This window comes from Alkalinema sp. FACHB-956 (assembly GCF_014697025.1).
GTDB lineage: Bacteria > Cyanobacteriota > Cyanobacteriia > Leptolyngbyales > Leptolyngbyaceae > Alkalinema.
Map to the genome: position 1 here is coordinate 186,699 of NZ_JACJRC010000004.1, position 20,234 is coordinate 206,932.

Sequence of the window (20,234 nt, forward strand, 5' to 3'; positions counted from 1 at the left end):
ATCTCAAAGTATATTTGCCTAGTTTAATGGCCAGAAATCATAGATTGCTACAAATTATGAATCTCAGCTTATCAGCAAGATAGAAGCATGGGAAGCGATCGCCCTAGGGTTCCCGATCGCCCCTCCATGCCCCTAATCAAATACGTTAGAGTTCTGCGATCGCCCGTTCAATCAGACGCCGAGCCAAGGTTTGCGTTCCCGTGTGGGTGTAGTACTTGACAGAAACGTCCAGGAATGCACCCACATAGTCCAGCTTGTCCGCCGAGATTTGGACAAATTTTTGCAGGTTCCCCAGCGCGTTGTCCTGGGTCAGGCCCGTGCTGGAAACAAAATTGGTCATCCAGCCCTTCACAGAGTCAAAGCTTTGGCCAATAAAGCTCAACTTGCCTGCCGCATCCCCACCGGGAATCAAGCTGCTGACACCCTGAAAGGTTTGATTTCCCTCGAGTTCTTGGGGGGAGAGGCTCCCCAGGGTGGACAGACCTTTGTCAATAAAGTGAGGGCCTAGGGGAATCAATCCGTCAAAGCAAATCAGGGCCACCATCCGCATCAGGGATTCCCCACCGTAGTCCCCTAGCGCCGCTAGAAAGTCCCCAATGCTATCGCCGGGAATCCCGTTGATTTGGCAGTAGGCCACCAGTTCCACCACCAGCTTGACGCAGAGGTCGATGCTTTGGGCCTTTTCTGGCTTGGGGGTCAGGTTATCTAAAAAGCCTAGGAAGGAAATATCCTGACCCAGCTTGTTGGCCATGGCGGCCATCCCCAGTGCCCCAGCAGCATTGTCTACGGTTTGGTAGAGCCACATGGCCCGCTGGTAGCCCTGGGATTCGTCGTTGTAAAGGTAGACGGCCCGATCTCCGATCGCCTGGATCATGGCTTCATCGGTTTCTCCGGTTACGACCTTAATCGTATTCGTAAAGCCCGTCAGGTTTTGCCACTGGCCCGGAATCACAAAATCCAGGGCATTCAGAGCCATTACGGTTGTGCCGCTGGTGGGTAGCTCATCGACAAGCTCATAAATCGGCTTACTCATAAAAAATGGATCCTGTACTTAAATAATGCAAATTTCAAAATCAGGCGATCGTGAAGGTGCGATCGTGATGGAGGTGATCGTTGCGGAATCGAGACTGAGCTAGGTTACTTCAGCTTCTCCAAGCCCTTCAGGTCAAACTTGCCGATCCAGGTTGCCCGATCGTCCTTTGTGAAAGACGGGGCTTTCGAAATGACTTTGACCTGGTAGCGATCCTTCACCAGCACACTGGTTTGGGTCGTCCCCATTTCTACGGAAGGATAGCCCGCAATTTTTGTGGTCGCGTTGGCAAACTTGAGGGCCGCAGACGGCAAGCTCTTGGTATCCGAAACGGCCAACATGGCAACTTCTTTGCCATCTTTCTTCAACTTGGCTTCAGCAAATCCTTTTTTCTCTTGGGTGTAGACGCGCTCATACCCAGCTCCCGGTTTGGGGAAGAACTTGTTGAATTCGCCGCCTTGGGTGGCATCTTTGGCGACGGCAGTCACCTTCGGTTTAGAACTGTCCTGCTGGGCTTGGGCAAACTGGGAGGGAGGCTTGGTCTGACAGCCGCTGATCAGCAGCACCAGGGTCAGGGAGATCGCAACAATGCCTGTTTGCCAATTTGTCCGCCAATTTGCTCGCCAATCAAAGGGTTTCATAGGTATGGTTTCTCCTGTGGGGGCAGCGATCCTGCCGAGCTCTGGAAACCGCTGGGTTCAGTGGAGTCTCATCAACCGGAGAGGACGATCGCTGCTGTCTTGTCACGTTATAGGTTATTTCTTGAGCGATGCCATCCTGAAAAAGACCCCATTTTAATTTCGGATTTCCCCCATTTTTGAAGAAATGCGCATTCCAACGGGCATTTCAAGGATCATTTCTAATGAAGAGAACGGCACAATTGAACGGATTTTAGCAACAGGCTTTAAAATTAAGGCATTCAACGCTTGATTGTTCTTTGATTCCCCTTGAGTCTGTCCCATGTCTTCCTCCCCACCTCCCTCCGAAGCACCGCTCTCTACTGACTCGGAAAAGGCTCCCAGCTACGTGAAGCTCGCCATGCGGAATATGGTGCGCCAAGGCAGTAAGTCTCTGTTTCATTTTGCGCTGACAACGATCGGGCTCCTAGGGCTTTTGGTTGGTTTGGCTTACATCACCCGGTAGGTTCCCTCGATCGTGATTGGCCCGATCGTGACTGACCCGATCGTGATTGTCTAATGGCGAGTGGCGGGCAGTTATCCCTACCCAGGTATCCCTACGTTGTTCCATGCAAGTTTTCATACAAGTTTCCATACAAGTTGAGCATGCCCGTTGAATATGCAAGTTGAAGTGAGTGTCCAAGATGTGTTTCATGAATCCACTTCAGCCCCGATTGCGCTGGAAACCTGGGAAACTTGGTTCGATCGTTGGCTCACCGCTTTAGCGCCAACGGATGGCGAAGGGGATCCACTGCACCCGAACCATGTTTATGAACTCAGCCTACGGTTAACTGACGATCGCGAAATTCATACCCTCAACCGAGATTTTCGCCAAAAAGACCAGCCCACGGATGTTCTCTCCTTTGCTGCTTTGGAAGTAGATGCTCCTGAATTGCCTGAGGAAGAACCGCTGTATTTGGGCGATATCATCATTTCGGTAGAAACCGCTGAGCGTCAAGCCGTCTCCCAAGGGCACCCTTTAAAGGTAGAGCTTGCCTGGTTAGCGGCCCATGGGCTGCTCCACCTCCTAGGGTGGGATCATCCGGACGATGAAAGTTTGGAACGAATGCTGAATCAGCAACAAGCCCTGCTTCAGATGGTCGATCTTTCAGGGGTACTCCTCTAGCTCAGTTAGGTCTGCGCGATCGTACTCGCTGAACTTTGGTAAGGTTGTTTACAGTCCTGTGAGCGCTTGTGCCTCCTAACAATTCACCTCAAACCCCTATGTCCCAGGAACTGCCCACTCAAACGCCGAAACGTCCCGATGGCAAAGTCGTGCAGTTCAAGCGCGAGTTTGCTTGGCAAGTGGCTCCTACCCTGCTCACCAGTTTTCGCTACGCCTGGATGGGTCTGAGCTATGCCTTTCAAACCCAGCGTAACTTTCGGGTTCATACCTTTGTCGGTCTGAGCGCGATCGGTCTGGGGTGGTGGTTGCAACTGACGGTCGTTGAATTGGCGGTGATTGGCCTGACGATCGGGGCTGTTCTAGCTATGGAACTACTGAATACGGCCTTGGAAGCGGTGGTAGATCTAACCGTCAAGCAGACCTATCACGAGCTAGCCAAAATTGCTAAAGACTGTGCTGCTGGAGCTGTGCTGATTTCCGCCCTAGCGGCCCTGCTCGTTGCCGGATGCTTGATTTTGCCAAAATTAGTCGCCGTGCTGCTAGCTGCTTTAGGATAGGGTAATTCTGCGCAATTCCCCTGGCCTGAACCCATGATCCTTGTTATCGATAACTACGACAGCTTTACCTACAACCTCGTGCAATATTTGGGTGAACTGGGGGCTGATTTTCCGATCGCCCAGGAAATCCAAGTGTTTCGTAACGACCAGATCACCCTAGACCAGATCCGCGAGCTGGCTCCGGATGGCATTGTGATCTCTCCTGGCCCCGGTACCCCCGATGATGCGGGCATTTCCATGGCAGTTATCCGCGAACTAGGGCCGACGATTCCGCTCTTGGGCGTCTGTCTGGGTCACCAAAGCATTGGCCAGGTTTTTGGCGGTAAGGTGATCTCTGCCCCGGAACTGATGCATGGCAAAGTTTCCCAGGTCAACCACAGTAACACCGGGGTCTTTACGGGGGTAGACAATCCCATGACGGCGACCCGCTACCACAGTTTGGTGATTGAGCGGGAAACCTGCCCTGCTGTGCTGGAAATCACCGCCTGGGTGGCGGATCAGACCATCATGGGGGTGCGCCATCGTGACTATCCCCACCTCCAGGGTGTCCAGTTTCACCCGGAAAGCGTCTTGACCCAGGCCGGAAAAGATTTGTTGCGGAACTTTTTGCGGGAGGCCAGCGATCGAAAGTAACCAGTTTTGCGTTATGAGTTTTGCAGGGCGGTTTGTGACGATTTACCGCGCACGGCTTGCCCCCTGACCGTTAGGAGAAGTCAATGAAACGTCGGCAATTGTTGGGTTACATGGGCGCTGGCACCCTGGCAGCGATCGGTACGAGCATGACAGGCACCCGAAGTTGGGCGCAAAGTAGCGGTGTGACGCTGCGATCCCTCGGCCACATGAGCTTTTTGATTACAGGCAGTGGCCAACGGATTTTGGTCAATCCCTTCCGTCCCCTGGGTTGCACCGCTGGTTATCCCGCTCCCAAGGTGGACACCGATTTGGTGTTGATTAGCAGTCAACTTTTGGATGAAGGGGCGATCGATGTGGTACCCGGAAATCCGCAGTTGCTCTATGAAGCGGGAGTCTACGAGGTCAAGGGCATTAAGTTCCAGGGGATCTCAACGGATCACGATCGTAAGGGTGGACGGCAATTTGGCACCAATGTGGCGTGGCGTTGGACTCAAGGGGGACTGACGATGCTGCATTTAGGGGGGGCGGCGGCTCCCATTAGTCTGGAGCAAAAGATTCTCATGGGTAGCCCGGATGTAGTCTTTATTCCCGTTGGTGGTGGCCCCAAAGCCTATAATCCCGAGGAAGCCAAGGCGGCTATCAAGGTGCTGAATCCTAAGATTGTGGTGCCAACCCAGTACAAAACGGGCGCGGCCAAAGGTCAACAATGTGATCTGGCCGGGGTGGATGCCTTTATCAGTTTGATGACGGGGACTCCGGTGCGCAAATCCGGCGCGACGGTGAGTCTGTCCAAGGCCGATCTACCGAAGGATGGCATGGTGATTCAGGTTTTAGGATAGAAGTCCTAGGCTAGAAGTATGGGTGTAGGTTTTGCTCAACAGTACCTACACCGCAACGCATTTTCTAGCAGACGATTTCTAGGGAACGATAAGATTCCCCTCTGGATGATGCCGGAGGTTCCTACCTGTCCTCGATCGAACTCTGTCCTCTATCCATCACGGTGAAACGCAGTGCTGGTTGAACTTAGTCGGATTCAAGTTTTACCTGGAGAGCGGCTTTTGCTGCGGGATATTGACTGGACAGAATTTGAAACGATTTTGCTGGATTTGGGCGATCGACGCAATAGTCGCATTGCCTATTACCAAGGGTTATTAGAAGTGATGGCTCCCTCCCCAGAACATGAATCCTACAAAGATTGTTTGGGCGATGTGGTCAAAATTTTGCTGATTGAATGGGACATTACGGCCTATCCTCTGGGTTCGACGACCCTGAGCAAACGGTCTTTAGGGAGTGGGATTGAACCGGATCAGTGCTTTTACATTACTAACGCGATCGCGGTTCAGGGGCGGAAGCGCTTAGATCTGGAGGTTGATCCCCCGCCGGATTTGGCGATCGAGATTGATGTGACCTCGCGGACTCATTTGGAGATCTATGCGGCGTTGGGGGTGCAGGAAGTTTGGCGTTTCTCGCAGGCCCAGTTAGAAATTCATCAATTGCAGCAGGGTGCTTACCAGCTTTGCCCAGAGAGTCAATTTTTTCCGGGCCGTGATTTAGTCAGCCAAATTACCCAGTTTATTCAGCAGGCCCAAACGGAGAGCTGGAACACGGCTTACAAGGCATTTCGGGATTGGGCGATCGCGAATCGACCTCCATCGCAGCCCCTGCCCTAATCCGATGCACCTACGGAAAGAAAGGTTTAGGATAGAACCTGTAGTTTTCCGAACCCTCGCCTATGCATCCCGAATTCCGCCAACGCCGTGAACAACTGCTCGCCAAACTGGGGAACGGAACGGCTATTTTTCGATCGGCTTCCCATGCTGTGATGCATAACGATGTGGAATATAACTTCCGGCAGGATAGTACGTTCTATTACTTCACGGGCTTTAACGAAGCAGATGCCGTCGCCGTGTTTGCGCCGCACCATGAGGAACACAAATATATTCTGTTTGTGCAACCCAAGGATCGGGACAAGGAAACCTGGACGGGGTATCGGGTGGGTGTGGAAGCGGCGAAGGAAGCCTATGGCGCGGATATTGCCTACCCCATCGCGGAATTGGATGAACATTTACCGAAGTATGTTGAGAAGGCCGATCGGCTCTACTATCACTTAGGTCGCGACAATGGATTCAACAATCGGATTTTGCGACTCTTTCAACGGTTTGTGGGACGCTACGATCGAACAGGATTTGGGCCGTTAGCGATCGAAGATCCGTTGCTGCTCGTGAGTTCGTTACGGTTACATAAAAGCGATTATGAAATTGAATTGATGCGCAAAGCTGTGGAGATTGCAGCAGAAGCCCATCAGTTAGCCCTGGATCATCGCAAGCCGGGACTCTACGAATACGAATTGCAAGCGGAAATGGAACGGCTGTTTCGCCTGCGGGGTGGATTGGGGCCTGCCTATCCCTCGATCGTGGCCTCTGGGGAAAATGCTTGCATTCTGCACTACACGGAAAATACCCGGCAAATGCAGGATGGAGACTTGCTGTTAATTGATGCGGGCTGTTCCTACGACTATTACAATTCCGACATTACCCGCACGTTTCCCGTTGGTGACAAATTCACCGAGGAACAGCGCATTCTCTATGAATTGGTTTTGAAGGCGCAACTGGCCGCGATCGAGCAAGTCCAACCAGGCAATCCTTGGAAGCAATTCCACGAAACGGCTGTGCGGGTGATTACGGAAGGCTTGTTGGAATTGGGTTTGCTCCAAGGTGACCTTGAGGAAGTGATTAAAGAAGCCAAGTATAAACCTTTCTTTATGCATGGTACGGGGCATTGGCTGGGCTTGGATGTGCACGATATCGGCGGGCGCAAAACAGGGGATAACTGGTATAGCTTTGCGCCGGGACAGGTCATCACCGTAGAGCCGGGAATTTACATTCGTCCTGATTTCCAACCCGCAGAAGGCCAGCCGGAAGTGCCCGATCGGTGGCGTGGGATTGGAATTCGCATTGAGGATGATGTGTTGGTGACAGCAACGGGAAATGAAATCCTCACCGCCGCGGTTCCTAAGTCCGTTGAAGCGATGGAACGTTAGCCGTTAATCGCAACATAAACACTAAAAGAAAAGGCAAGGAAAACTCCTTGCCTTCATTTGCTTTTATAGAACAGAGCAATTGATCCCCTGGATACTTTTGCTCGTAGTCTAGAGATTTATGCGCTAGAGGTTAATACTCAGAGGTTAATACTCTGGCACTGAAGGATCGATTTCGCGGCTCCAGGCGAGAATTCCACCCACCACATTAGTCCCTTGGATGCCTGCTTTTTCCTTCAAAATTCCAAGCGCCTTGGCCGATCGGGCACCGGATTTACAGTGAACGACCAGTTTTTTATTGCCTAGGGCATCTTTGACTTTTTCGATCCCGTCGCTGTTTTCAATATCCGGCAGAGGAATCAGCACGGAACCCGGAATGCGACCAATGTCAAACTCGTGGGGATTGCGCACGTCAACCAGCACATAGTCATCCGCTTGACTATCAATCAACTGCTTGAGATCCTTCACAGTGATTTCAGACAGTTCACTTTGGGCCGCAGCCTCCGCAGCTTTCGCTTGGGGAATGCCGCAGAACTCATCGTAATCAATCAGCTTCTCAATCACAGGCCGATCGGGATTGCAGTTCAGCTTCAGTTCCCGGAACCGCATATTCAAGGCATCGTACAGCAGCAGACGACCACTGAGGGTTGTCCCCACGCCCAGAATAATCTTCACCGTTTCCGTCGCTTGCAGCGTACCGATTACCCCCGGTAGGATTCCCAGCACACCGCCTTCAGCGCAGGAGGGCACCAACCCAGGAGGTGGCGGATCGGGATACAGGTCACGGTAGTTCGGCCCCGGCACTTCGGAATCGTAAAGCCAATCCTTACCCGCCTTGCGCTGTTCCGCTTTTTCCTGGGGCGAGAGCTGATCCCAACCCTCGGGACGCACCCAACCGCCCTTATGGTTAAAGACCGTTGCCTGACCTTCAAAGTGGAAAATCGAGCCGTAGACGTTAGGTTTACCCAACAGCACGCAGGCATCGTTCACTAGGTAGCGGGTCGGGAAGTTATCGGTTCCGTCAATCACCACATCGTAGGGGCGGATGATATCCAGCGCATTTTCGGAACTGAGGCGCGTTTCGTAAAGATCAATTTGGCAGAAGGGGTTAATTTCTAAAATTCGCTCTTTGGCGGAGAGGATTTTGGGTTTCCCAACGTTGGAGGTACTGTGGATCACCTGGCGTTGCAGGTTTGACGTATCCACCACGTCAAAGTCCACAATGCCGATGCGACCAATCCCCGCTGCGGCTAGATACAGCAATAGCGGTGCACCCAGGCCACCGGTTCCAATGCACAGCACACTGGCTGCTTTGAGGCGTTTTTGGCCATCGACGCCCACTTGGGGCAGAATGATGTGCCGTGAGTAACGCTCATAGTCGTCTTTAGTTAACTGGACTTCATCCAGATTTGGGTTCAACATGGCGTGAGTCAATGCGTGTGAGTCAGTGCGTGATTCAGAATGCGTGATTCAGGTAGACAGGTTACGATCGCCCGTGGATCGGACACCTGTGGATCGGATCGCCCATGGATGTCCGGTGCATCCCGATCGCAGTTCAGCAGAACCAGAAATCTATTCTAGGACAGGGACGGAACCCATAGTCTAATAGGTTTTTTAAAGCCGATAGTTTTAGTCGGGTTTCGAGTTGAGTTTTATAACATTCCTGCTGGTGCTCTCGTTGCGTGAAGGCTCAGGTTCTCTAACCCGATCGCTGCTGTTCTCTCCGATTCACACGTTATGATCAGAGACAAACTATTAACTTGTGTAAAGTTCCTTGACTGCAACTTTTAAAACTCCGGACACCTCTACTCTCACCGCTTGGTATGCCCTGGATCCGATCTGGCAAGGTACTGAGCCGCAAATTCAGCAGGGGCTTCCCCACAGTCAGCTTGCCCCAGCGTGGCAAATGGTTTTGCTGGGGGATGGTTCACCGACGCGATATTTACAGCTTTTGACGGGTGAACCGACGACGATCGATCTGATCGACATGTCCCCCGTCGGATTATTCCGCGATCGTGCGCCGGAGCAAATTCTGCAAGTGCCAGGGCCACGGGTGCGGCGGCAGGTCTGGCTGATGAATGGCGGCCAACGCACGGCCTATGCAGCCTCCTGGTGGGAACAGAGCCATGTGGATGAGTATTTACAAAACCGATCGCTACCCATCTGGGCCAGTCTGGCAAAACTGCGCACAGAACTCTACCGCGATGTCCAAGGGATCTACTACGGTCATTCCAAGGAGATCGCTGAAGCGTTTGGCCATCCTGGCCCCTTCTGGGGACGGCACTATCTGTTCTGGCACCGAGGCCAGCCGTTGACGTTGATTTACGAGGTCTTTTCGCCTGTATTGGAGCGGTACTTAGGCAAGCCTTAAATTCAGCCATGCCGAATTCAGCCATGCCGAATTCAGTCATGCAAAATTCAGTAACGCAAAAGCGCTATTGTGCGTGCCAAAGTACCAGGAACCGATCGCTCAGTGCGATCGTTCATAATCCTTCTCCCGCCAGCCGATCGACTCACCGCATCTATTCCTGGTGGAAATTTTCAACCGGATGGAAATTTTGAACCCGTGTTAGACCGCTAACGGGGCAATGATGAACAACGCAATCATTAACGCTAGGATCACCAAGATGATCTCAGCTAGTCGGTATTCTAGATTTCGGAGTATCCAAGCAGTGTGGCGCATGATGCTCACCTCCACTGCCATTCTCGCGTATATCCATTACGACCACGACAGGTTCTTTAAAACTGTTATCAAACCTTATTGGAAGTTTATCTAAGCAGGGCCGACCTGATTAACCTAGCCTACGATTCCGGTCTAACTAGGCATTGGCATTCGCTTTGAGATAGAGCTTGTGGGTAAAGGGATACTCAATCAAGGTTGGTTTTTCTGGCAGAAAACGGGCCTTCAAAAAAGTCTTTTGCTTCAACCCCTGCAATTTCCCGATCGGCATGCCTTTTTCAAACCGTTCCAAGTGGGCCAGCTTCCAGAACAGGGCCGCAGGTTTACGATCGCCCGTCGTGGAGGTTGGTCGATGGATTGCCTTACCCCGATAGCGACCGCCCCCAGAGGCCGCTTCACAGCCAAGGTAAATCCCCTTCCAAGTCACTTCTGGGTTGAGGGGTTGCTCTCCGGCCCCCTCTGCGGCATAGATGAAGGTTTCTATCGCGCGGGTACCCCGAATCTTTTCAATTTCACCAAAGGCTTCAAATTCCATACTGCCGTACACCACGTAGGATGGGTTAAACGCCTGAGCTTGCTGCGCTGAGAGGGCATCCAAGGCAGATAACAGATGAACTTCGGGAACAGAAACTAAAATTGCCAGATTACGAGACGTTTCCATGAAAAGCGCAACAAAATACTAGAGTCAGCAATCCATGGAGGTTCGGAGCAGAATGTCCCGGCGCACCATGGCCCAATCCACATTACTAAACAACGGTAACGGGAACAACCGCTAAAATTTGGGAATCGCAAGACTCCGGTTGATCCCACCAAAAGCCCGATCGTTAGGTTAAAATAGCGCCCCCCAACAGACGGGTGTAGCGATACTCCAATTCTGCGGCCATGGCTGGCCAGCGGGAGAGGGTTGGATCTTTGTCGATCGCCTTCTGGGCTGCATCACGGGCAATTTCCAGCACATCCTGATCCTCCACGAGACTCGCTAGGGCAAAATCCGGTAACCCCGACTGCCGGGATCCCAGCACTTCCCCTGGGCCTCGGAAGCGTAAATCCATTTCTGAGATAAAAAATCCATCCTGGGACTGCTCCAAGACCTTCAGCCGTTGTTGGGCGGGTTCGCTGCGGGAACTGGTCATCAGCAAGCAGTAGGACTGGGATGCACCCCGGCCCACCCGACCCCGCAACTGGTGTAATTGGGAGAGGCCGAAGCGTTCTGCATGTTCAATCAGCATCACCGTTGCGTTGGGCACATCCACCCCCACTTCCACCACCGTGGTGGAAACGAGGATTTGGGTTTGCCGATCGCGAAAGGCATTAATCGCTGCATCCTTGTCCGCCGAGGTCATTTTGCCGTGCAGTAATCCGACTTGGAATTCCGGAAACACTGTTTGTTGCAAGTCCGCATGGGCCACGATCGCAGATTTTAAGTCTAATTTCTCCGACTCATCCACCAAAGGGAGAACCACATAGACCTGCCGTCCTTGCACAATTTCCCGCCGCATGAGGTCATAGGCTTGTTGGCGATCGCGATGGCTGAGAACGGTGGTTTGAATGGCCTTCCGACCGGGGGGCAACTCATCAATTTGACTCACATCCAAATCCCCATGCAACGTTAACGCCAACGTGCGGGGAATCGGTGTTGCAGTCATAGTGAGAACATGGGGATTTTCGCCTTTTTGTTGTAACCTTGCCCGTTGTTGTACCCCAAACCGATGTTGTTCATCAATCACCACCAAGCCCAAGCGATCGAACTGCACGGGATCTTCAATCAACGCATGGGTGCCTACTAGCAAGGGCAATTCCCCGGTTTGCAATTGGGTGTGAATTTGTCGCCGTTTGGCTACCTTAGTCGATCCCGTTAGCAATTCCACGGGCAAATGCAGCAGCGTAAACCACTGCACGAGTTTTCGATAATGCTGTTCCGCTAGCACCTCCGTGGGAGCCATCAGCGCCCCCTGGTAACCCGCCTGAATCGCAGCCAGTAATGCAATCACCGCCACCACCGTTTTCCCCGACCCCACATCGCCCTGCACTAGACGATTCATCGGTGTCGTTTTTTGTAAATCCCCCAGAATGTCCTGTACCACCCGCTGCTGGGCTCCGGTTAATTCAAAGGGCAACACTGTGTAAAATTGATCTAACAATGGGCCTTGGGTCGTGAGGACAACGCCTGTTTGTTGGCTTTGTTGACGGTAACGCCGTGACAGTAACCCCAATTGCAAATAGAAAAACTCATCAAACACCAACCGTCGTCGCGCGGCTTCCAAGCTCGATCGATCGTCGGGAAAGTGAATGTTCGCGATCGCGGTTTGAACTTCCATCAACGCATACTGATCGCGCAATCCTTGGGGTAAGGTTTCCTGCAATTGCTGGGCAGCGGGTAATCCAGAGACCATTGCTCGACGGATTAAATCTGCTCCCACCCCTTCCGTCAGCGGATAGACGGGCACAATGCGTCCCACGGATTCGGAATCGATTTCGCCGCCGTAGTCGAGAACTTCAATTTCTGGGTTGTCCAACGTAAGGCCAAATTTCGTTTCCTTGACCAATCCGGATGCTGCCACCGCTGCCCCAGAGGGGTAGAGCTTTTTCTGCTGCTCCTGCCAACCCCGCCCGGAATAGCGACTGCCCATGTAGAAGCGGCTCAGCTTCATCCGTCCGGAGGAATCACGGATTGTTAATTCAAAAATCGTCAGTTTAGGATTTTTAGAACTGGTGAAGCAATTGCTAGAGGTAATGCTACCAACAACGGTGACGGTTTCACCCGCCTTCAGTTCCCGAATCTTGGCTTGGCGGGCATAGTCGATGTGGTCACGGGGATAGTAATACAGCAAATCCCGCACAGTAAAAATGCCCAATTTTGCCAATTTTTCCGCACTTTTTGGGCCAACTCCTGGTAGATAAGTGACGGCTTGTTCCAGATCGACCTTGCGGCTTCCAGCGGCTTTGGTGGCAGGCGTCACGGTGGCTACTGGGTTACCCGATCGATCACTCTTGCTGGCGGCCCGATCGGAAAATTTTCCAGCGGCTTCCTTCGCAGCGATCGCGGCAGGTTGCTCCGATGGGTCTAGGGCGGGCGGGCTATCCTGGGCGACCTCCGCCAGTGTTTTTTTCGTTTGGTGCAGCAGGCGGCGGGTATCGGCCACGAGGTGTTGCCGTTGGGCAAAACTCAGTTCACTGTAACGGCCATAGTCTGCGGCCAGTTCCTGGATTTTTTGGCGCTCCGATCGATCCAGTTCCGGCAAGGGCTGGCCTAAACTCAGTTGCAAAAACTCACTGAAGCGGTATTGGTTGCCTTGTAGGTCATTAAAGCCATTTTCCGCTTCCACTGAGAGTGCTTTTTGTAGCCGCAAAAAATCCATGGGCAACGTAAACTGGGAAATTGCAATTAACTGGGCGGTGCTCTCCCTGAGTTGTACCGGATTCATTTTTAATTGCGAGAGATTTGATCCCCCTAGCCCCCCTTAATAAGGGGGGGACAAGAGAAACACTGTCAAAGTTTCTCTAACTTCTTTTCAAAGTCCCCCTTATTAAGGGGGATTTAGGGGGATCGGATCTACCGCATTCACGAATCAATGAAGTACCAGGGTCGATCGCATCTAGAACATGAATCCATCAATTTAGAATCAATTTCCATCCTAAACTGGAGAGGACAGGATATTCCTAGCTTGTGTAAATTTCCCTGTATTCTCCCTGTAAATCTCCTATGGCTTCTACGATCGACTGGACTGCCCTCACCACAGAACTCAACGGCATCGAACTGATTACCGAGCCGACCCAAGTGGCCAAGCTCTCCCAGGATTATTATCACTTCAGTCCAATTTTGCAGCCGATTTTTGCTGACAAACGGGGGGATTTGGTGGTCAAACCCGCCAACGAAGCGGAGGTGATCCAAGTGGCCAAAACCTGTGTGAAATATCGGGTGCCGCTGACGGTGCGGGGGGCTGGAACGGGGAACTACGGGCAATGTGTCCCCCTTGAGGGTGGCGTCATTCTAGACATGACCAAAATGACAGCGGTGAAATGGGTCAAGCCGGGTGTGGCCTGTGTGGAGCCGGGAGCGAAGCTAGCGGCGATCGACAAGCAAACGCGCCCGATCGGGTGGGAATTACGCATGGTGCCTTCCACCTACCGCACAGCCACGATCGGTGGCTTCATTGGTGGGGGCAGCGGCGGCATTGGTTCGATCACCTACGGGCAATTGCGCGATCGGGGCAATCTGCGATCGGTCAAGGTAGTGACGATGGAGGCGGAGCCGCGCGTCGTGGAACTACGGGGCGAAGCGGTGTACCAAGTGGCCCACGCCTACGGCACCAATGGCATTATTACCGAATTGGAAATTCCCCTAGCTCCCGCCTTGCCTTGGGCGGAAGTCATTGCCACCTTCCCCAGCTTTATGGCAGCGGCTCGGTTTGGCCAATCCTTGGGCGATGCGGATGGTATTCTCAAACGCCTAATTACCATTTGTGCCGATCCGATTCCTCAGTATTTCGCTGCATTACGCAGTTCCATTCCCTCCGGTACCCACGCAGCATTGCTCATGGTGTCAGAGGATGGCTTGGAACCATTGCGGGAACTGGTACAGGACTGCGGCGGCCAAGTGACCTATGAGAAGCCAGCGGAAGACAGTCAAAAAGGCATTGCCCTGTGGGAATATACCTGGAACCACACGACGTTGCACGCCCGATCGGTCGATCCTCACCTTACCTACTTACAAACCCTGTTCCCCTACGATCCAAACTTAACGCTAGTCGAGCAGATGTATCAGGAATTTGGCGACGAAGCGATGATGCATTTGGAATTCCTGCGGGTGGCGGGCCGCACGACTCCGGCTGCATTGCAACTTGTGCGCTTCAGCACTCCGGAACGCCTGCAAGCCATCATCGATCGCCTAGAAAGCCTCGGTGCGATCGTCTTTAATCCCCACGCTTATACGATCGAAGATGGGGGCATGAAGGCGATCGATCAGGCCCAACTCGCCTTTAAGCAACAGGTCGATCCCTACGGCTTACTCAATCCTGGCAAAATGCGCGGCTGGACTGAAACACAGCCTTAGAGTTATGGTCGGGGCTTAGGGCGATTCGATAAATCCTCGAATCCACCTGCCATGCTGGCACAAACTTATAGCGCGAGTCTGTCTCAAACTGACTACAATGGGGCATCCTGGAAGTCATATCCTGTCCAAGTTTCCTGGCTCACGTCCTAAGGAGTTTTCTGGTGGCCCGCTCTGTGTCCCGTGTCCAACCTCCGCTCGAATTCATCGCACCGAATCTTGACCTCAATATGGTGCGGCTGACCTATGCGCTGTTACCTGTGTGGATGCGCTGGAAGACGGCGCTGACTGACGTGCAGGCCACTAACTTAGAAGAATTGGTGAGTTTGTATCAGCGATTCCAATCGGGCAAGATCCGGATGCTGTTGGCGTTTCGCCATCCTAGCGTGGACGATCCCGTTTGCATTGGTTACACCCTGAGTCGGCTGTTGCCCAAAACGGCACGGGCGATGGGTGTGCGGTTGCAAGATCCCATTCATGCCCATTTTATGTACGATCGCGGAATTCCCCTCTGGGCGGGTTCGGCGATGGGCTGGTTGTATGCCAAACTGGGCGGTACACCGATTATGCGTGGCAAGGTCGATCGGGCCGGCTTACGATCGGCCAGGGATTTACTCGCCAATGGTCGATTTCCCTTAATGGCGGCTCCGGAAGGGGGCACGAATGGGCATAGTGAATTGATCAGTCCGCTGGAACCTGGGCTTTCGCAATTTGGATTTTGGTGTGTTGAAGATCTGCAAAAAGCGGGACGATCGGAAGAAGTCCTCATTGTCCCGATCGGGTTGCAGTACAAGTACATTGCGCCGCCGTGGAAGGAAATTGAACAATTGCTGGCCCAATTGGAAGCGGATTGTGGATTTCAATCGGATTCTCAGTTTGGTTCTGACACCTTGGATGAAGCTTTATATCGCCGGATGTATCGCCTAGGTGAGCATTTGTTATCGATCATGGAAGAGTATTACCAACGGTTTTACCATCAAGATATTCCACCCTATGCAATGATTGCGGAAAATCCCAATGAACAACTGGGTAAACGTTTGAGTACTCTGCTGGATATTGCACTGAAAGTCGCTGAGCGGGATTTTAATTTGCAACCTCGGGGGACGGTGATCGATCGCTGTCGTCGGTTGGAGCAAGCGGCTTGGGATGCGATCCACCGGGAAGATCTCAAGCTGGATTCTCTGTCTTTGGTGGAGCGGGGATTGGCAGATCGCATTGCGGAGGAAGCCAGTTTTCGGATTTGGCATATGCGGTTGGTGGAAACATTTGTGGCCGTGACGGGGCAATACGTGCGGGAAAAAATGACCGTCGATCGCTTTGCGGAAACCGTGATTTTGATGTGGCAAATGATTGCCAAGATCAAGGGAGAGCATCCGGGCTTTAATACGCCGAAGCTCGGCCAACAACGGGCGTACCTCACGATCGGACAGCCGATTTCTGTAACCGATCGCTGGGCTGACTATTCCCGCGATCGTAAATCCGCCAAACAGGCAGTTGCAACGTTGACCCAGGATTTGCAAACCGCTTTGGAAGCGATGATTCATTAAGTTGCATAGCCTGCAAGCTAGATAGACTGTGCGTTGATTCGTTGGGCTGATAAATTTGTGCACCTCAGCCCCGTCCTCAGAGATCCCTCCTCACCCCTGGGCCTCAGACCTGTGCCACAATAGTCAAGTATCCTAACTGATGTGTGTGTAGAGAGTGTAGAAGCTATGTTGACTCGACTGGCTGTGGATCTGGGCTTCTTGGTGACGGCCTTTGTGCTGGCTAGTTTGGTGGAATATTGGGTGCATCGACTGATGCATCAGCCCTATCGGTTAGGTGAAAAACATCGCGATCATCACCGTCGCAATGAAGGTCAAGGGGTGATTTGGGAATTTCGGGACTATGTGCTGGGAACCTGTGTCGTGATGGCCATTCCCTATTTTTGGTCGTGGGAGATTGGTCTAGCTTGGACGATCGGAGGAATTGCCTTCGCAGCCTTTGCGGCCTATGCCCACCAACTGCAACATGAAAATCCCCGTAAATGTTTCTGGATGTCGATGCCTGTGCATTATGTGCACCACAAGTATGGTATGTGGAACCATAATTTTGGGTTGGCGGTAGATTGGTGGGATCGGGTGTTTGGGACTTACAAGGTTGTTGATTGGTTAGATGAGAAAGAGTTGCAGCGTCCTGCGGCTGGTTTTTTTGCCTTGCGCTGGCTGTAAATAGAAAAATAATTGCTGTAAATAATCAAAAATAAAATAATGCAGAGTGTAAATGGATCTAAAAAAAACCAACTCTGCATTTTTTATTGCATCATTTTATAGAAATTTCGACATAACGGTATTCGATCGAAGGCAACATGTTAGGTTGTGGTCAGCCCCTCCCGTTCCCCTCTAGGAGGCTAAATGACTCACTTTTCTGCGGCTAGAGACCATTTTATCGCCTGCCATCAACATCCGATTAATCAAGCGCTCCATCACTTTGCAAATTTCACCGTCATTCTTGCGTTCGTTCTGGCATTGCTCCATCGGCTAGATTGGAAACTGGCAATTTTATTGATTTTGCTAACTCAACCGTTGGTTTGGGCAGGGCATGCAGTGTTTGAAAAAAATCAACCCGCCTTTATCAAATATCCCGGCATTACGATTTTGGCGTCGCTTTCCTGGTCGTTCGATCGTGTATTTGGTTTGAAGGATCTCTGGTTACATTTTGCAAAATCGTCATTTTCACCGGACTAATCCATAAACAGGATTGTCACAGCAATTCATTCATACAGGAGTACAGCCATGTATCAAGATTTACTGGTGATTGATGCCGATGCTCACAAATTAGAAAATCCTTTAGTCATTCGGGATTATATTGAACCGGAATATCGCGATCGCACGAATTTGATTGTCGATCGTCTAGGTGATCAGCGAATGCAGATCCAGGATTTTAATCCCAAAACGGGATGTAACGATTTGGTGCGTATCTATCCCCAAGCCCAAGGGTTGGGTAAAGGTGGGTTTCGCAATTTACATCCAGAAACCACCCTGGGGGCAATGTTCAACCGGGCTCGGATCGAACATATGGATCAGTATGGCATTGATGTCCATGTGATTTATGGAACGTGGAATTTAAGTTTTGGGAGTTACCTCGATCGGGATTTAGCGATCGCGCTTTGTCGGGCCTATAACAACTACATGGCGGAGGATTGCCGGGGCTATGATGGGCGCTTGAAGCCGATCGGGGTGCTGCCCATGCAGGATGTGGCGGAAGCGGTCAAGGAAATGCATCGCTGTGTCAATGAGTTGGGTATGGTCGGGATTTCGCTGCCGCCCAATTTGCCGATTCCCCATCCCGCTGCTCCAGAAGCGTTTCCAGAAATTCGCACCTGTAAAACGCTGAGCCATCCAGACTTTGAACCGATTTTGCAAGCGGCGGTGGATTTGGATGTGGCGATCGGGTTGCATGGTGGCCCCGGTTCCTACATGGTGGGGGGCTTAGCGGATCATTTGGAAACCTTTGTGCTGAGTCATATTTTTGTGCAGCGCAACCAGCAACAGTTGGCGTTGGCCCGGATGGTCTTTGATGGTGTGTTTGAGAAGTTTCCAACGCTGCGGGTTGGCTTTTTAGAAGGCGGCTGTGGTTGGGTGCCAGACCTTGCCCATGCCTTCCATGAACACTGGGAGAAACGCATTCGTGATTTCGATCCCCACCATCCCTATCGGCCTTCGCTAATGGAATTTACAAAGCTGATGGTTCGAGAACGGGGAACACACAACAACAGTAACATCATCAGTCAGGCCAAAAATTTATTTGACCTGCTGTGGACGCGGGAACACGATCCGGAAAAGATTAATGATGCGAGTTTGTTTGAACATTGGGATCTGAAACATCGCGATCCGATCGAATACTTCCAGCGGGGACAAATTTTTGTGTCCTTTGAATCCGATGATCCGGCTCCGGTGTATTTACCGATCGCGATGGGCGAAACGGGGAAACAGTTGGCTTGTTTCTCCGGGGACTATGGCCATTGGGATGGAGTGTTACAGGATTGCGTGCAGGCGGTGGCCGATCGGGTAGACGATCGGGCCTACTTGGAACGGTTATTGAGTGGCAATGCGCTGGATCTCTATGGTTCACGGCTGCGGGATTCATTGCCGATGAGAGCGGATTTACACGCGATCGGGGCAAAGTAGGCAAGAGGAAACCACAATCTGACCCATAAGTTCCTATGCCATGGCCTCTCACCCGCTATGGCATAGCCTATTCCAGGACTAAAAAACTAATGGTCTAAAACATGGCCTGAAAACTAATAAATTCCTACCGAATTCGAACAAAGCCCGTCTGCTCCAACAATCCCTGCCCTTGGCCACTGAGCAACAGGTTGGCGTAGGCTTGTCCTACCTGCTGCGATCGCTGCCCATCCTGCTTAAACACCACATACAAATTGCGGGTCAATGGATAATCACCATTCTGAAAGGCTTGATGATTCAACTGATTCCGCTGTGCAGGGCATTGGCTACTGTCAATCAGAGGTTCGCGATAGGGCGGCACAAATTGCCCTGCGGCGCGACCCAGGGGTAATGGCTTAATCGTGCATTGCGGGACAACTTCCGGCGCAGACGCAAAATAAATACTACCTGCCGTTGCGCCTAACCGTTGCAGGGCTTGGGTGGTCGTATCAACAAACTGTACCCCAGGGCTAAAACTTCCCCCACCCAGGACCGATTCCATGAAGAGATCGACCGTTCCCCCCGATCCTGGTTTGCGGGATAACGGCACGATCGGGAGATTGGGGCCTCCCACTGCCTGCCAATTGGTCAGTTGCCCGGTGTAAATGGCCTTCAATTGATCGAGGGTCAGTCCTGGTACATTCAAGCTAGGATTGACCGCCACCGCCAAGCCATCGATCGCCACTGGAATTTCTAGCAAGTTCAGTCCCAATTGTTGTGCCTGCTGTTGTTCCTTTGTATTCACGGGGCGCGACGTTTGGGCAAATTCAATTTGCCGATTCAATAACATTTTGATGCCGCTACTGGTACTGGCAGCTTCCCCGCTAGGATTGACATAGCTGAGGCGAAATTCCGATCGAGCCGTCTGAAGGGCGGAATCTACTGAAAGGCGAATCGGAGCCCAGGAGGTGCTACCCCCATAGCGAAATTGTCCCGATGGAACATCCTTGACGGCACTCAACGGCTGATTGTTATTGCTATTCGTTCCCGTACTTGTCCCCGAATTGCTGCCATTTTGCAAGACCTGTCCCAGATTCTGACCAGATTTCTGCGTAAACCACCAAACTCCACCACCCACCACTCCCACGGTGACCAAGAGTGCGCCAAGTAATGCAGGGACATCATTTTTCTGGGACATAGGTCAACCTAATCCAACATGCGGTGTAAAACAACAGGTGCAAAACAATCAGGTGTAAAACAAAATCAGGTGTAACAACTTTGGCCCAACCTACACAGATT

21 protein-coding genes are annotated in these 20,234 nt (G+C 51.9%); 14 read left to right on the top strand and 7 right to left on the bottom strand.

The window, feature by feature from the left end:
• Window positions 1-145: 145 nt before the first annotated feature.
• The 3 genes from H6G21_RS07795 to H6G21_RS07805 form a co-directional block, all read right to left on the bottom strand.
• Complete coding sequence (locus tag H6G21_RS07795; protein ID WP_190572346.1) at window positions 146-1,033, bottom strand: hypothetical protein; 888 nt, start codon at window positions 1,031-1,033, stop codon at window positions 146-148.
• A gap of 104 nt (window positions 1,034-1,137) precedes the next feature.
• A complete protein-coding gene (locus H6G21_RS07800) occupies window positions 1,138-1,671 on the bottom strand; it encodes a hypothetical protein (protein WP_190572348.1) in 534 nt (177 codons plus the stop codon).
• A gap of 153 nt (window positions 1,672-1,824) precedes the next feature.
• Window positions 1,825-1,992 carry a hypothetical protein gene (locus H6G21_RS07805; RefSeq protein WP_190572351.1) on the bottom strand — a complete coding sequence of 56 codons (168 nt, stop codon included), beginning with the start codon at window positions 1,990-1,992 and terminating at the stop codon, window positions 1,825-1,827.
• Here H6G21_RS07805 and H6G21_RS07810 point away from each other — a divergent pair.
• The 7 genes from H6G21_RS07810 (at window position 1,991) to H6G21_RS07840 (ending at window position 7,063) form a co-directional block, all read left to right on the top strand.
• Window positions 1,991-2,173 carry a DUF3285 domain-containing protein gene (locus H6G21_RS07810; protein ID WP_190572353.1) on the top strand — a complete coding sequence of 61 codons (183 nt, stop codon included), beginning with the start codon at window positions 1,991-1,993 and terminating at the stop codon, window positions 2,171-2,173. The two genes, H6G21_RS07805 and H6G21_RS07810, sit on opposite strands and share 2 nt — an antisense overlap.
• Window positions 2,174-2,326: 153 nt before the next feature.
• Complete coding sequence (gene ybeY / locus H6G21_RS07815) at window positions 2,327-2,833, top strand: rRNA maturation RNase YbeY (RefSeq protein ID WP_190572355.1); 507 nt, start codon at window positions 2,327-2,329, stop codon at window positions 2,831-2,833.
• A gap of 98 nt (window positions 2,834-2,931) precedes the next feature.
• Window positions 2,932-3,390 (top strand): diacylglycerol kinase family protein, encoded by a 459-nt coding sequence (locus tag H6G21_RS07820; protein WP_190572357.1) that lies wholly within the window; start codon window positions 2,932-2,934, stop codon window positions 3,388-3,390.
• A 33-nt stretch (window positions 3,391-3,423) separates the two neighbouring features.
• Window positions 3,424-4,023 (top strand): aminodeoxychorismate/anthranilate synthase component II, encoded by a 600-nt coding sequence (locus tag H6G21_RS07825; protein ID WP_190572359.1) that lies wholly within the window; start codon window positions 3,424-3,426, stop codon window positions 4,021-4,023.
• Window positions 4,024-4,106: 83 nt separating this feature from the next.
• Window positions 4,107-4,862, top strand: a complete 756-nt coding sequence (locus H6G21_RS07830) for an MBL fold metallo-hydrolase (protein ID WP_190572361.1) — start codon at window positions 4,107-4,109, stop codon at window positions 4,860-4,862.
• A gap of 171 nt (window positions 4,863-5,033) precedes the next feature.
• Window positions 5,034-5,693: a Uma2 family endonuclease gene (locus tag H6G21_RS07835; RefSeq protein ID WP_190572363.1), complete on the top strand. Its 660-nt coding sequence runs from the start codon at window positions 5,034-5,036 to the stop codon at window positions 5,691-5,693.
• A gap of 62 nt (window positions 5,694-5,755) precedes the next feature.
• Complete coding sequence (locus tag H6G21_RS07840) at window positions 5,756-7,063, top strand: aminopeptidase P N-terminal domain-containing protein (protein ID WP_190572365.1); 1,308 nt, start codon at window positions 5,756-5,758, stop codon at window positions 7,061-7,063.
• A 144-nt stretch (window positions 7,064-7,207) separates the two neighbouring features.
• Here the strand turns inward: H6G21_RS07840 and moeB are convergent, their stop codons facing one another.
• Complete coding sequence (moeB, locus tag H6G21_RS07845; RefSeq protein ID WP_190572367.1) at window positions 7,208-8,482, bottom strand: molybdopterin-synthase adenylyltransferase MoeB; 1,275 nt, start codon at window positions 8,480-8,482, stop codon at window positions 7,208-7,210.
• Window positions 8,483-8,834: 352 nt separating this feature from the next.
• On the opposite strand from moeB, the gene H6G21_RS07850 reads away from it, so the two are divergent.
• A complete protein-coding gene (locus H6G21_RS07850) occupies window positions 8,835-9,431 on the top strand; it encodes a chorismate lyase (protein WP_190572369.1) in 597 nt (198 codons plus the stop codon).
• Between the two features lie 69 nt (window positions 9,432-9,500).
• Entirely contained in the window at window positions 9,501-9,641 is a 141-nt protein-coding gene (locus H6G21_RS07855; RefSeq protein ID WP_190572371.1) for a hypothetical protein, read from the top strand.
• Between the two features lie 238 nt (window positions 9,642-9,879).
• Here H6G21_RS07855 and H6G21_RS07860 read toward each other — a convergent pair whose 3' ends face one another.
• Together H6G21_RS07860 and recG are read right to left on the bottom strand one after the other, a co-directional pair.
• Complete coding sequence (locus H6G21_RS07860) at window positions 9,880-10,401, bottom strand: hypothetical protein (protein ID WP_190572373.1); 522 nt, start codon at window positions 10,399-10,401, stop codon at window positions 9,880-9,882.
• Window positions 10,402-10,564: 163 nt separating this feature from the next.
• Window positions 10,565-13,099, bottom strand: coding sequence for an ATP-dependent DNA helicase RecG (gene recG / locus H6G21_RS07865; RefSeq protein ID WP_190572490.1), 2,535 nt, complete (start codon window positions 13,097-13,099; stop codon window positions 10,565-10,567).
• A 344-nt stretch (window positions 13,100-13,443) separates the two neighbouring features.
• On the opposite strand from recG, the gene H6G21_RS07870 reads away from it, so the two are divergent.
• The 5 genes from H6G21_RS07870 to H6G21_RS07890 all read left to right on the top strand — a co-directional run bounded on the left by H6G21_RS07870 (window position 13,444) and on the right by H6G21_RS07890 (window position 18,959).
• Window positions 13,444-14,793 (top strand): FAD-binding oxidoreductase, encoded by a 1,350-nt coding sequence (locus tag H6G21_RS07870; RefSeq protein WP_190572375.1) that lies wholly within the window; start codon window positions 13,444-13,446, stop codon window positions 14,791-14,793.
• 161 nt (window positions 14,794-14,954) lie between these two features.
• Window positions 14,955-16,337: a 1-acyl-sn-glycerol-3-phosphate acyltransferase gene (locus H6G21_RS07875; protein ID WP_190572377.1), complete on the top strand. Its 1,383-nt coding sequence runs from the start codon at window positions 14,955-14,957 to the stop codon at window positions 16,335-16,337.
• 165 nt (window positions 16,338-16,502) lie between these two features.
• Window positions 16,503-17,000, top strand: a complete 498-nt coding sequence (locus tag H6G21_RS07880) for a sterol desaturase family protein (protein WP_190572386.1) — start codon at window positions 16,503-16,505, stop codon at window positions 16,998-17,000.
• A gap of 183 nt (window positions 17,001-17,183) precedes the next feature.
• The gene (locus H6G21_RS07885) at window positions 17,184-17,516 is read left to right on the top strand and encodes a DUF962 domain-containing protein (RefSeq protein WP_190572388.1); all 333 of its coding nucleotides are present in this window, start codon (window positions 17,184-17,186) and stop codon (window positions 17,514-17,516) included.
• 48 nt (window positions 17,517-17,564) lie between these two features.
• Window positions 17,565-18,959 (top strand): amidohydrolase family protein, encoded by a 1,395-nt coding sequence (locus H6G21_RS07890; protein WP_190572390.1) that lies wholly within the window; start codon window positions 17,565-17,567, stop codon window positions 18,957-18,959.
• A gap of 124 nt (window positions 18,960-19,083) precedes the next feature.
• On the opposite strand, the gene H6G21_RS07895 is transcribed toward H6G21_RS07890, so the two are convergent.
• A complete protein-coding gene (locus tag H6G21_RS07895; RefSeq protein ID WP_190572392.1) occupies window positions 19,084-20,133 on the bottom strand; it encodes a PstS family phosphate ABC transporter substrate-binding protein in 1,050 nt (349 codons plus the stop codon).
• Window positions 20,134-20,234 lie beyond the last annotated feature (101 nt).